The following is a 13,647-nucleotide window of genomic DNA, read 5'->3' as shown; positions in this document are numbered from 1 at the left end:
ATTCTATTGGATGATAAAATTATTAAATCGGTTGCAGATATTGAATTGAGAATGAATCTCATATACAATTGGCAATGTAATAAAGATAATAAATAAGATTAATTAATCAAAGAAAGTAAAAAGTCTAATTATAAGCAAACTAAAAATATTAATAAAAAAATAATTTAAGAAGACTAATGAAAAAATAATTAAAAAGCTAACTAAAAAGAATTAAAAAAACAATAATAAGATTAAAAAAGAAATTAATAATAAGATTAATTAAGTTATTATAAGATAATGATTTAATTAATCTTAGAAAATATGGAGGTAAGTTATGAAGAAGAATTTATTAAAAGCATTAGTAGTTTCTTGTGTTACTGCATTTATGCTTGTAGGATGCGGAAATGGTACTACAACTGAAAATAAGTCAGATGACAAAAAAGTAACTGTAACAGATGTTAGAGGAGAAGTAGAAATTCCAGCAGAACCTCAAAGAATAGTAGATTTAAGTGGAAACAGTGATATTTTATCAATTTTAGGATATAAGGTAATAGGAACAGCAAATAGTGATGCTTATGATTATACTAAGTTCCCTTCATATTTAGAAGAAACATTAAAGGGTGCAGAAATATTAGGATATAGCATGCAAGATACAATGGATGTTGAAGCTATAATGAACTTAAACCCAGATTTAATAGTTATATCAACAGTTCAAGAAAAAATGTATGATCAATTAAGTGAAATTGCTCCAACAGTTATGATTCAATTAGAAGCATTAAATTGGAAAGATGACGTTAAGGCATTTGCAAAGGTATTTAATAAAGAAGCAGAAGCTGATAAGTGGCTTGCAGATTATGAAGCAAAAGCTAAAGAAGCAGGAGATAAGGTTAAATCAGAATATGGTGAAGATACATCATACCTTTCATTCTTAGCAAGTGGTGGACAGTTCTTCATATTTGATGGTGCAGGATTTGGTAGCGTATTATATGAAGATATGGGACTTAAGAAACCAGAAGGCATGCCAGCACAAAGTGATATAAGTTTACCAGTTGTTACATACGAAGGTTTAGCAGCAATAAAATCAGATTATATATTCTTAATAGCAACAAAAGAAGATTTAGCTCAATTAGAAAGCAATGCTATTTGGAACAACCTACCAGCAGTTAAAGCGGGTAAAGTAGTAGTGTTAGATTCATCACCATACTTTAACCAAGGTTATAGCTCAATAGGTAGAGAATTATTAGTAGATGAAATAGGTGAAATGTTAAATGAAACAAAATAAGAGACATACAGTAATTTTTACAATAATTAGTATGTTACTCTTAGTAATAGGACTGGTTCTAGCTGTAAGGTTAGGATCCGTCCATATTTCCTTTTCAGACATTTGGGATAGTATCTTTAATTATAGTGAAACATTAGAACTTATGTTAGTTAGAGATGTAAGAATCCCAAGAGCATTATCAGTATTATTTACAGGGGGAATATTAGGGGTAACAGGTGCAATGATACAAGGGGTTACTAGAAATCCTATAGCAGAGCCATCAATATTAGGTGTGAGCCAAGGAGCAACTTTAGTAATAGCAATTTTCTATGCACTAGGAATAACAATAAATACAAAAAATGTTATGATTGCAGCTTTTATAGGAGCACTTATAACAGGACTTATAGTTTTAGCTTTTATATCAAAAAAAGCAAATAATAATTCAATTGCAAAGATACTTTTAGCTGGAACAGCCTTAAGTACATTCTTCATTTCATTAACAACAATAGTTGGACTTTTATCAAATCAATCACAAATGATAGGGTTTTGGGTATCTGGAGGATTTAGAAATGCAGGATGGGCAGATTTTAAATTAGTATTTTTTGTTGGAATTATAGGACTTATTATAGCAATTTTATTATCACCGAAGATAAATATTTTAAACTTAGGCGATGATGTTGCAATTGGACTTGGTGAAAATCCAGAAAAAATAAGATTTGCAACACTAATGGTTATGATACCAATGTGTGCAGCAGCAGTTGCAGTAGGTAAAAATATAGCCTTTGTTGGGCTTATAGTTCCTCAAATAGTTAGAAAAATACTAGGAGAGGATTATAGAAAAAACATACCATGCTCATTTTTGATTGGTGCAGTACTTTTAACATACGCAGATATAGCAGCAAGAATGCTTTTAGATCCTTATGAAACTCCAATTGGAGTATTTACAGCACTTATAGGAATACCGTTTTTCATATCATTAGTTAGAAAGGAGAGAGGATAATGAAGAAAAAAAGATTTAAACTAGTTTTAGTAATTTTAATAGCATTATTACTTATCTCCTTTTTAATTACATTGTGCTGGGGTACATATAAGGTAACTCCGTTAGAAGTAATAAATACACTTCTTGGTAATGGAACAAAACTTCAAAATACAGCAGTTTTAACTTTAAGACTTCCAAGAATGCTTGTTGGAATATTTGTTGCCATAGGATTATCAACAGCAGGATGCATACTTCAAACAATAACTAAAAATGATTTAGCTGATACTGGAATAATAGGAATAAATGCAGGAGCTGCAGTTGCCGCAGTAATATTTATTTCATTTAAAACAGCAAATTACTATAGTGAACTTGGATCACTTTCTATATTTGTACTTCCATTTATGGCTATAGTTGGAGCTGCAATATCAGCAATTTTACTATATATGCTATCTAGCAAAAATGGAATAAAGCCAAATAGACTTCTTTTAATTGGTATAGGAATGAATGTAGCACTTAATGCGTTTATAACTTTTGTTACATTTAGAGGTGGAGCTGGAGATTATAACAGAGTATTAGTTTGGACATCAGGGAGTTTATGGGGTTCAAGCTGGAGTTATGCAAAAGTGATAATTCCAATAATAACATTGTTATTTATAATAGTTTTATTAAATTATAAAAAGTTAGATGTTTTAAATCTTTCAGATGAACTATCAATATCACTTGGATTAAACATAGAAAAGGAAAGAAAGAAATTTTTAACTTATGTAGTTATATTAGCAGGAACTGCAACAGCATTTGCAGGAAACATAGGATTCTTAGGACTTGTTTCACCTCATATTGCAAGAAAGCTAGTTGGACCATATCATAAGAATTTTATTGCAATATCAGCAATAATAAGTACAATAATAATTCTTCTTGCAGATGCAGTTTCAAGAAATCTATTTTCTCCAATTGAAATTCCAGTTGGGATTACAGTATCAATATTTGGAGTACCATATTTTATTTATTTAATGATGAAGGAGAAATAATTATGGAAGCTATTAGTGTAAAGAACTTAAGTGTTGCATATGAAAGCAATGTAATAATTGAGAATATGAACTTATGTATACCAAAAGGAAAAATCAGTATTATAATTGGAGCAAATGGATGCGGAAAATCCACACTTCTAAAAACTATAGCAAGAATAAATAAGCCAAAGAACGGAGATATCTTTATAAATAATAAAAATATAAAGAAGGTAAAAGAAAAAGAAATAGCAAGAGAAGTAGCATTTCTTCCTCAAGGACCAGTGTGCCCAAGTGGTCTTACAGTAAGAGAACTTGTAGCATATGGAAGATTTCCACATCAAAAAATGATAGGTGGATTGAATTCACATGATAAAGAAGTTATCGACTGGGCAATAGAAGAAACAGGACTTTCTGAGTTTGCAGATAGAGAAGTCGAAAACTTATCTGGAGGACAAAGACAAAGAGCTTGGATAGCCATGACTTTGGCACAAGAAACAGAAATTATCATGCTAGATGAGCCAACTACATATTTAGATATGTCATATCAACTTGAGGTATTAGAAGTATTAGAAAAATTAAATAAAGAAAAGCAAATTACAGTAGTAATAGTTCTTCATGAGCTAAACAATGCTTGTAGATTTGCAGATAATATAATTGGTCTTAAAAAAGGAAAAGTAATTTGTGAAGGAAGACCAATAGACGTAATAACAAAAGAATCATTAAAAGAAATATATGGGGTAGAAGCACATCTTCAAGTTAGCGAAAATGGTGAATACCCAATATGTATGGAATACGAACTTCTGAGGGGTGACCATGAAAAATAAAAACTTTATAATAATAGTTATAGGACAAATTATATCTTTATTTGGTAATGCTATTCAAAGATTCAGTATGTCTCTATATCTACTAGAATTTACAGGTAGCACAGCTACCTTTGCAAATATATTAGCAATATCAACAATACCATATATTCTTTTTGCACCTATTGCAGGAACGTTATCAGATCGTGTAAATAAGAAAAAGATAATGGTTTACTTAGATTTCTTCTGTTCAGCTTTAATTGGAGGATATGCAATAATACTACTTAATGGTAGAGACCATGAAGTAATAGTCGCTGTAGTAATGTTTATGCTATCAATTTGCTTTACATTATATGGACCAGCAGTTACAGCATCAATTCCTCAAATAGTTGAAGAAGATAAGTTAACAAGTGCTAATGGAGTAATAAACCAAGTTGGCTCAATAGTAAATTTTGCAGGACCAATACTTGCTGGTGTTTTATATGGAATAGTTGGAATAAAAGCAATAGTTATAATAAATGCAATAAGCTTTTTTGTATCTGCAATAATGGAATTATTCTTAGATATCCCAGATGTAGTAGTAAGTGAAGAAGTAGAATCAAAACTACAATCAAAAGTAGAATCAAATAATGTAGTTACTTTAGAAAAAAATGCAGTACCTACAGAAGTAGAATCAAAAGTAGGATTAAATGATGTAGTTACTTTAGAGAAAAATATAGTAACTACAGAATTAGCGACGACTATGTTAGATTCAAGAACTTCAGAATTAGAGGAAAGAGTAGCAGCATCCCTGAGATCCGAAGAAAATGAAGAAGTTGCAGTTATATCTGAAAATGCAAAAGATATCATAAAAGGAAACAAAGAAGTGGTAACAGTTTCTGAAGTCATAAAAGAAAATAAAGAAGCAAAAATAAAATTTGAAAATATAAAAGGAAATTCAGATAAATCTAAAATACTATCAATGGAGTTTATAAAAAATTCATTTATAGATATGGGTAAAACTTTTAAATATCTATCAAAAGATAAAAAAGTTGTTCTTGGAATTATAGCTTCATATGCATTATGCAATATATTCTTAGTTCCAGTATTAACAATATTAGCACCATATTTTATAAATATTTTCTTAGGCTTACCTTCAGAGATATATGGAATAGTAGAAGGAATATGCGTTTTAGGAATGATACTTGGAGGCTTCTGGATAAGTGTAAAACCAAATATGTTTAAAATAAAAAAGGTACACTATACATATTTCCCAATGGTTGCAGGTGTTATATTAATGTCAACTTTAGGTGGAATAAAAGCAAATAACTATACAATAGCGTTTTTATTTGCAATTGGTGGACTTGCGATAATGATGTCACTTTCATTATCAAATGTGCTAACACTAACATTTATACAAAAAGAAGTTCCACTAGAAATGCTAGGAAGAGTTTCAGCCTTTTCAACAGCAATAGCAACAATAAGCGTAGCACCAGGGCAACTATTATATGGACAAATAATAGATACAGGAATGCCAATAGGAGTAATCTTACTTATAACAGCCATAGCAAATATTGCTCTTATTATGTTTGTTAAGTGGAACGTAAGAGAGGTAAAGTAGTAAAACTAGTAAAACTATAATAAGCAAGTACTAGTAAAAATTAATAAGAAAAATAAATAGTAGTAAGATAATAATAGTAAAATTAATTATATGCAAATTTAAACTTATGTTATATGTAAAAGAAGAATCATAGTCTGTTTTAAAAACGTGTTGTTGGCATAATTATAAAGAGAAACACAAGAGAAGATAATATTATGTGAAATAATACTATTATGTTCTGTTGTAAAAGAATGTTGGTGGCATGGTTTATAAAAAGAAACAAGAAATAAAAGTATATTGTATGAAAAAAGACTATTGGCATCTGTTTTAAAAACGTGTTGTTGGTATAACTTCTAAAGAAAAATACAAGAGAAGATGATAGTGTTAAAAAAATACTATCAGGGTCTGTTTTAAAAAAATGTGGGTGACATAATTTAAAGAGATAAATATTAAATAAGATTATGTCTATATTAATGGAAAAAAGTTTTATTGGGATTCATAAGCTCAGACAAATATTAAATAAAATTATATTGTATTATATTTCATTATATTATATTAGATGTAATCAGATTAGCAGAGACTGTTTGGAAAACATATATGATAAAATTTATTAAATAGGATAAATATATGAAATTGTTTGTAGCGATATTTATATTTTAAGGAATTAGATATTAAAGGAATTAGCTATTATATGTAGAAAAAATATATAAATAAATTTCAGCAATAAGATTTTAAACAGGTTACAATAGAAATCTACCAACACGTTTTTAAAACAGATTACTATAGACAACTACATCATGGATAAATACCAACACGTTTTTAAAACACAACAAGATAGCTGTTATTGGTGAAGAGTGAAATGGGAAAAAGTGAAAAGATAGTGAAGCGGTAGTAAAAAAATTTTTTAAGAAATTTTTGAATGGAAAATGCTTTGCGCTTATAGCTTAAGTTTTCCATAGCAAAACATCCTTAATCTCGCAAACCTATAGCAAAACATACTTAATCTCGCAACATTTCATTTTTAATTTTTAACTTTCCTTTTCTTTTTCATTATTTCATTTTTCACTATTTTGTTACGAATAATAATACCAACACGTTTTTAAAACAGAACATGATAGCATTTATTAGTGAATAGTGAAGAGGGAATAGCGAAGATGTAAAAAGTGAAAAGTTAGCCAAGTGTTAGAAAAAAGTTAATGAAAAAATCCTTAAGGGATTTTGGGAGTAGAAAGTGTCTTAAATTTATCTTTTTGTTTTGCATAGAAAGTGCCTTGAACTTATATAATTTAAGTTTTGACTAGCAAAACTTCCTTCACTTTTTAATTCTTTTACCTTTAACATTTAACTTATAAATTGCTTTGCAATTTATATATAAAATTTTCATTTTAAATTATTAAACTTTAGGGTATAATGAATTACTAGAGAAATAGAGATAAAACTTAATTTAATTTTAAGGAGGAAGCTAATTTGGCAGATTATATAAATGAAATAGAAAAAAGAAGAACCTTTGCTATTATATCTCACCCAGATGCAGGTAAAACAACTTTAACAGAAAAGTTCTTGTTATATGGAGGAGCAATAAGGCTTGCAGGTTCAGTTAAGGCAAGAAAAGCTTCTACTCATGCAGTATCAGACTGGATGGAAATAGAAAAGCAAAGAGGGATTTCAGTTACTTCCTCAGTAATGCAATTTAACTATAAAGATCACTGTATAAACATATTAGATACACCAGGTCACCAAGACTTCTCAGAAGATACATATAGAACTCTTATGGCAGCAGATAGCGCTGTAATGGTAGTAGATGGAGCAAAAGGTATAGAAGATCAAACAAGGAAGTTATTCCATGTTGCATCTCTTAGAGAAATGCCTATTTTTACATTCGTTAATAAGATGGATAGAGAAGCTAAAGATCCATTTGAATTATTAGAAGAAATAGAAAATGAGCTTGGAATAAAGACATACCCAATGAACTGGCCAATAGGTTCTGGTAAGGATTTTAAAGGAGTTTATGAAAGAGATAACAATAGAATCATAGCATTCTCAGCAGGAAATCACGGTCAAAGTGCTGTAGATGCAGTTGAAGGTTCAGTAGACGATCCTAAATTTAGAGAAATATTAGGAGAAGCTCTACACGATAAGTTAATGGAAGATATAGAACTTTTAGATATAGCTGGAGATGAGCTTGATTTAGAAAAAGTTAAATCAGGAGAATTAACACCTGTATTCTTTGGATCAGCTTTAACAAACTTTGGTGTTGAGCCATTCTTAGAGCATTTCTTAGAAATGACAACATCACCACTTCCAAGAAACTCAAGCATAGGAGAAATAGATCCATTTGATAATAACTTCTCTGCTTTTGTATTTAAGATTCAAGCAAATATGAATAAGGCTCATAGAGATAGAATTGCATTTATGAGAATTTGTTCTGGTAAATTTGAAAAAGGTGAAGATGTTTATCATATGCAAGGTGGCAAGAAGATTAAGCTTGCTCAACCACAACAATTTATGGCTCAAGATAGAGAAATAGTTGAAGAAGCATATGCTGGAGATATAATTGGGGTATTTGACCCAGGTATATTCTCAATAGGAGATACTTTATGTGCACCATCAAAGAAATTTAAATTTGAAGGGATTCCAACATTTGCTCCAGAACACTTTGCAAGAGTAAGACCAGTAGATACAATGAAGAGAAAACAATTCGTAAAAGGTGTTACTCAAATAGCTCAAGAAGGAGCAATACAAGTATTTAGAGAACTATTTATAGGAATGGAAGAAATAATAGTTGGAGTTGTTGGTGTGCTTCAATTTGAAGTTCTAGAATACAGATTAAAAAATGAATACAACGTTGATATCAAGATGGATAGACTTCCATTTAGATATGTAAGATGGATAGAAAACAAAGATGTTGATATGGAAAAACTAAACTTAACTTCAGATACTAAGAAGGTTAAAGACTTTAAAGATAGAAATATCCTTATATTCCAAAATGACTGGGGTATTAGCTGGGCATTAGACCACAATAAAGGATTAGTATTATCTGGCGTTGGTAAGAGTGATGAATAATAGATAAATAAAAAAAAAGATGGCTAAATAGATTAGTCATCTTTTCACTTTTCATTAAATAATTTACAAATTTAAATCTAGAATTTCATTTATTTATAATAAGTGTAAAAGAAAATACTCTAATAATGTTGTAACTATAACTGAAGTAAAATGATTGAAAATGTGTATTTATAGGATAAAAGGTTGAAATTAGTTACATAATTTGGTAAGCTATAAATTGAAAGGGAGGTGGGAAGGTGTCATTTAAAAAAATTAAGAAATTAGTGGCGCAATTATTGATAGTAGCATTTATAGTTCCTAATATAAGTGCAAAAGCAATAACAAACAATCCAGGTTCAGTTGTTGAAGAAAAAAGTGCTGATGAATCAACAAATTCAATAACAAGTAGTGTACAATCTTCTCAAGATAATGGGGAAGAAGAAGAGCAAAAGAAGGAAACAAACAATGGAGAAGAGCTTTTAAATAATGAAAAAGATTCAACTCAAAATAATGAAGCTCAAAATAATACTTCAGAAGAAAAAAATTCAACTGAGCAAAGTAAGACTGAAAGTACTACGGAAGTAGAGGAAAGTAAAGAAGATTCTGCGACTTCAAATAATGAAACTTCTATTAAAGAAGAAGTTAAAAAAGAAGAATCTACTAATACTTTAAAAGGTACTAAGTACACAAAAGTAAAAGAAATAAATACTCGTTTAAGAAGTTATTCTGTAATTTCTTCAGTAAGCTTAGAGAGAGAAGAATTTAAATTAAAACAAGAAGCTTTAGAAAATTTAGAAGTTTTAGAACCAATGACAGATAAAAATTATGAGTTGACTATTGCTAACTCTGATGGAAGCTATGAATTTGTTGAAGCCTATGATGAACTTGATGAAGCAGTTAGTGCAGCTAAAAGTCTTGATCCATCTACAAAAGAAAATCAAGATCCAGCAGTAATAAATTATTCTGGACAAGTTGTTTACTCAACAAATCAAATGGCAAGAGTAATAAAGTATAGCAATAATAGCGTGATTTCTGGAACAGTAAATATGCATACAGATTCTAGTTTGCAAAATGCATTTACTTATGTTAATCCAGGATATATGGATGATGCACCAGTTTTAGATATGAGTGGTACATCAGCAAAGGTGATGATAAATGGATATGAAGGTTGGATAAATAACAATACAGCATCAGGTACATATGATATGAGAGTAGTGCCTTTAAGTCAAGCAAAAAATCCAAGCTATTATACCGTGAAAAATGGAGAATTAGTTCATTTTATTAGCTATGATTTAACTGGAGTTACTGGTTATGAAAAAATATTAGGTAAAGCGCCATTCTTTTTAAAAGAAGGTGTTAGATACTTAAGTTATGATGGAAAGTATTTTTATCAATACAATCATAATAGTGAAACTGATATAGCAAACAAATTAGATATTTTAATTAAGGACTATAGATCTGGAGTAAGATCTAATTCTGTTAATAGTGGAAGTCCATACTATATTTATTATTTAAATTTACCATTTAGAAGTCAAACTGTTTATTCTGCAGAGGATCTAGATAGATATATAAATAATAATACACAACCTGGTTCAAAGCTTAGAGGATTAGGACAAGCATTTAAAGATGCTGAAAGCAGTTATGGAGTAAATGCATTATTAGCATTAGGAGTTTCTATTAATGAATCAGCTTATGGAATGTCAACAATTGCTCAAACTAAAAATAATCTTTTTGGTTTAAAAGCATATGATTCAGCTCCAGGAGAATCAGCAGATAACTTTGCAACTCCAAAAGATTCAGTAGTAGACTTTACAAAAAACTACATTTCAAGAGGGTATGCAGATCCTGCAGATTGGAGATATTTTGGAGGCTTCCTAGGAAATAAAAATAGAGGAACAAATGTTAAATATGCTTCAGATCCGTTCTGGGGAGAAAAAGCAACAAGCTTTGCTTATGAAATAGATAAATATCTTTCAGGTGGAAATAGTAATCTAAAAGATACAAATTCTAAGCAAATTGGTGTTGCAACTTCAAATAATTCAGTTATAAATAGAAGTGGAGCCTTATTATATAATGTAACTAACGATACTAATCAATATGGTGCATATATAAATACTCCATTTGTAATTTCAAATTTGCAACAAGTTACTATAAATGGACAAAGTTATTATGAAGTATATCCAGAAAGAAATACTCCAGTAGGAGTAGGTGGTCCTGATAATAAGTATCATGGAAACTATAACTGGAATGATAGAGGATATATATTAGCAAGTAATGTGAGTATGACAAATGAATACTTACCACCTGTTGAAGTTAAATCTGGAATAAACAGATATGCAACAGCTGTAGAGTTAAGTAAAAGTTCATTTAATTCAGCAGAAACAATTGTTATTTCAAATGGTTATGCTATACCAGATGGATTAGCAGCTACTCCAATTGCTTCATATTACAAAGGTCCTTTATTGTTAGTTGAAAGTAGTTCAATTCCATCAGCAACTCAAAATGAAATAAAAAGACTTGGAGCAAAAAATGTAATAATAGTTGGTGGAACAGGAGTAGTAACTCCAGCCGTTGAAAACCAATTACGTAATTTAGGTATTAGTAAATTTACAAGATTAGGTGGAATAAATAGATACGAAACAGCTCTTCAAGTTGCTAAATACATCGATCAAAATCTTTATGATGTAGAAAATGTAGTTATAGCAAATGGATATGGAGAAGCAGATTCAATGTCAATAGCACCAGTATCTGGTAGAGATAAGATGCCTATAATATTAGTAGAACCAAATAGTATTCCAAGCAGCGTAAATAGCTGGTTAAGATCAGAAGAGTTAAATAATGCATATTTAATTGGTGGAACTGGCGTATTAACTGATAATGTATTAAGTCAAGTAAATTCAATGACTAAACAAGATATTTCTAATAATAGATTAGGTGGAGCAAATAGATATGAAACAAATGCTAAAGTTATAGAAAGATTCTATGGAGATGTAGTAAACAAAGTTTATGTTACAGAAGGATTAGAATTAGCTGATGCATTAACAGCAGGTCCAGTTGCAGCACTTAATGAATCACCAGTAGTAATAGCTGAAGCTCAATTAACTAGTACTCAAAAATCAGTATTAGACAGGAAAACAACTAATACAATTGTACAAGTTGGAGGAATAGTTTCTAAGGCTGCTGTAGAGAACCTTAGAAGATTGCTTGCTGTAGCTCAATAAAATATATATTAGACATAGGAATTAAAAGGGGCTGTATCAAAATTAATTTTGATATTAGCTGATAAGAAGGGAAGTTCTAATTAGAGCTTCCCTTTTTGAGTATATATAAATATTAGCTGAAAATTTCTATTTGACTTTAAAAATGAGTTTAAGTTAGTAAAAATCAATGCTTTAGAAGGTGCTCGCGTTTCGTGAGACCCTTTATAAAAATAAGAAATTAACTTTTTTTAGGCAATAAAACTACTTGAAATTTAATAAATTTTATATCAAATAGCTTTCTGAGACCGCGCCCTTTGTTAATTATTTTCAATTATATATTTTGAAATAATTAACAAAGGTAATAAGGAAATTAAATATTATATTTATTATAGTTTATATTAGCATAGTTTAAGTATAATAAAATTTAACAAACTTGAACTTTAATATATATAAATATATAATTGTAAATAAAGCTGATATACTTAAGAATAGTTGATAAAAGTATCCAATGTATAGGATATAGAATGAAAGGATTGAAAAGAATGGATAATGTGAAAAAAATACCGTTTTCTCCTCCAGATATAACTGAAGCAGAAATTAATGCAGTAGTAGAAGTTTTAAGATCAGGATGGATAACATCAGGACCAACTCTTGCTAAGTTTGAAGAAGAATTAGCACAGTATTGTGAATCAAATAAAGCTGTAGCATTAAATAGTGCAACAGCAGCAATGGAGCTTATATTAAAGGTTTTTGATATAAAGGAAGGAGACGAGATAATAACAACTCCTTACACATATACAGCAACAGCAAGTGTAGCAGTTCATAGAGGTATAAAACCTATATTTTGTGATGTAGCAAAGGATTCTTTCTTTATTGACTATGATAAACTAGGAGATTTAATAACAGAAAAAACAAAGGTTATAATGCCTGTTGATTTTGCAGGAGTACCTTGTGATTACGATAGAATAAAAGAAGTTTTAAAAGAAAAAAATAGAGAAGATATAATTATAATTGTAGATTCAGCTCATGCCTTTGGAGCAAAATATAAAGGTCAAAGAGTTGGAGCGCAATGTGATTTTCATACATTCTCTTTCCATGCAGTTAAAAACTTTACAACTGCTGAAGGTGGAGCAATAACATATAACGATAATAACTTTAAAGGAAGAGAAAACTTATTCCAAGACTTTAAGTTTACTTCATTACATGGACAATCAAAAGATGCATTATCTAAAATGAAAGCTGGAGCTTGGGAATACGATATAATTACAGATGGTTTTAAATGCAATATGACGGATATAAATGCAGCTATAGGTAGAGTTCAATTAACAAGATATGAAGATATGCTAAAGTATAGAAAAGAAATTTTTAATACTTATACAAGAATCTTAGAAAAAGAAGATTTTTCAATAATTCCAGTTACAGAATATGGTGAAGGTACAGAAAGTTCATATCACCTATATCCATTAAGAATAAAAGGATTTAATGAAGAAAAGAGAAATATACTTATTCAAAGATTAGCAGAAAAGGGAATTTCAACGAATGTTCACTTTAAGCCATTACCAATGTTCACGCTTTATAAAAATCTAGGCTATAAAATAGAAGATTATCCAAATGCATATGCTCAATATGCAAATGAAATTTCACTACCTGTTTATAGTACATTAGAATTAAGTGATGTAGAATATATTGCAATAGAGTTAGTCAAAGAAGTTAAAAATATAATGAATATGTAATATTATAGATAAAGAATGTAAATTTAAAATAATATTACAAATAAATAATACAAATTTATAATAATAT

General features: G+C 29.4%; 8 protein-coding genes. All 8 read left to right on the top strand.

Features of this window, described 5'->3' with window-relative positions; translation table 11 throughout:
- Positions 1-313: 313 nt before the first annotated feature.
- The 8 genes from I2A75_RS13790 (at position 314) to I2A75_RS13755 (ending at position 13,580) form a co-directional block, all read left to right on the top strand.
- Positions 314-1,261 (top strand): iron-hydroxamate ABC transporter substrate-binding protein, encoded by a 948-nt coding sequence (locus I2A75_RS13790; RefSeq protein WP_195265473.1) that lies wholly within the window; start codon positions 314-316, stop codon positions 1,259-1,261.
- A complete protein-coding gene (locus I2A75_RS13785; protein WP_195265471.1) occupies positions 1,248-2,240 on the top strand; it encodes an iron ABC transporter permease in 993 nt (330 codons plus the stop codon). Before I2A75_RS13790 ends, I2A75_RS13785 begins: the two co-directional genes overlap by 14 nt.
- Positions 2,240-3,247 carry an iron ABC transporter permease gene (locus I2A75_RS13780; RefSeq protein ID WP_195265469.1) on the top strand — a complete coding sequence of 336 codons (1,008 nt, stop codon included), beginning with the start codon at positions 2,240-2,242 and terminating at the stop codon, positions 3,245-3,247. The genes I2A75_RS13785 and I2A75_RS13780 overlap by 1 nt, the downstream gene beginning before the upstream one ends.
- Positions 3,248-3,249: 2 nt before the next feature.
- Positions 3,250-4,050 (top strand): ABC transporter ATP-binding protein, encoded by an 801-nt coding sequence (locus I2A75_RS13775; RefSeq protein WP_195265467.1) that lies wholly within the window; start codon positions 3,250-3,252, stop codon positions 4,048-4,050.
- Entirely contained in the window at positions 4,040-5,626 is a 1,587-nt protein-coding gene (locus tag I2A75_RS13770) for an MFS transporter (protein ID WP_195265465.1), read from the top strand. Before I2A75_RS13775 ends, I2A75_RS13770 begins: the two co-directional genes overlap by 11 nt.
- 1,446 nt (positions 5,627-7,072) lie before the next feature.
- Complete coding sequence (locus I2A75_RS13765; protein ID WP_195265463.1) at positions 7,073-8,668, top strand: peptide chain release factor 3; 1,596 nt, start codon at positions 7,073-7,075, stop codon at positions 8,666-8,668.
- Positions 8,669-8,904: 236 nt separating this feature from the next.
- Positions 8,905-11,868, top strand: coding sequence for a cell wall-binding repeat-containing protein (locus I2A75_RS13760; RefSeq protein WP_195265461.1), 2,964 nt, complete (start codon positions 8,905-8,907; stop codon positions 11,866-11,868).
- A gap of 530 nt (positions 11,869-12,398) precedes the next feature.
- Positions 12,399-13,580, top strand: a complete 1,182-nt coding sequence (locus tag I2A75_RS13755; protein ID WP_195265524.1) for a DegT/DnrJ/EryC1/StrS aminotransferase family protein — start codon at positions 12,399-12,401, stop codon at positions 13,578-13,580.
- The last annotated feature ends 67 nt before the right edge of the window (positions 13,581-13,647 follow it).

It is taken from the genome of Clostridium sp. 1001275B_160808_H3, assembly GCF_015550425.1.
Classification (GTDB): Bacteria; Bacillota; Clostridia; order Clostridiales; family Clostridiaceae; genus Clostridium.
Note: the sequence above shows the minus strand (reverse complement) of the source record. Positions and strands in the feature narration are given on the sequence as shown.

Excerpts from the sequence above, each read along its gene's own strand:
- I2A75_RS13780 (WP_195265469.1), top strand. The coding sequence starts at position 2,240 with ATGAAGAAAAAAAGATTTAAACTAGTTTTAGTAATTTTAATAGCATTA.
- I2A75_RS13790 (WP_195265473.1), top strand. The coding sequence starts at position 314 with ATGAAGAAGAATTTATTAAAAGCATTAGTAGTTTCTTGTGTTACTGCA.
- I2A75_RS13770 (WP_195265465.1), top strand. The coding sequence starts at position 4,040 with ATGAAAAATAAAAACTTTATAATAATAGTTATAGGACAAATTATATCT.
- I2A75_RS13775 (WP_195265467.1), top strand. The coding sequence starts at position 3,250 with ATGGAAGCTATTAGTGTAAAGAACTTAAGTGTTGCATATGAAAGCAAT.
- I2A75_RS13785 (WP_195265471.1), top strand. The coding sequence starts at position 1,248 with ATGAAACAAAATAAGAGACATACAGTAATTTTTACAATAATTAGTATG.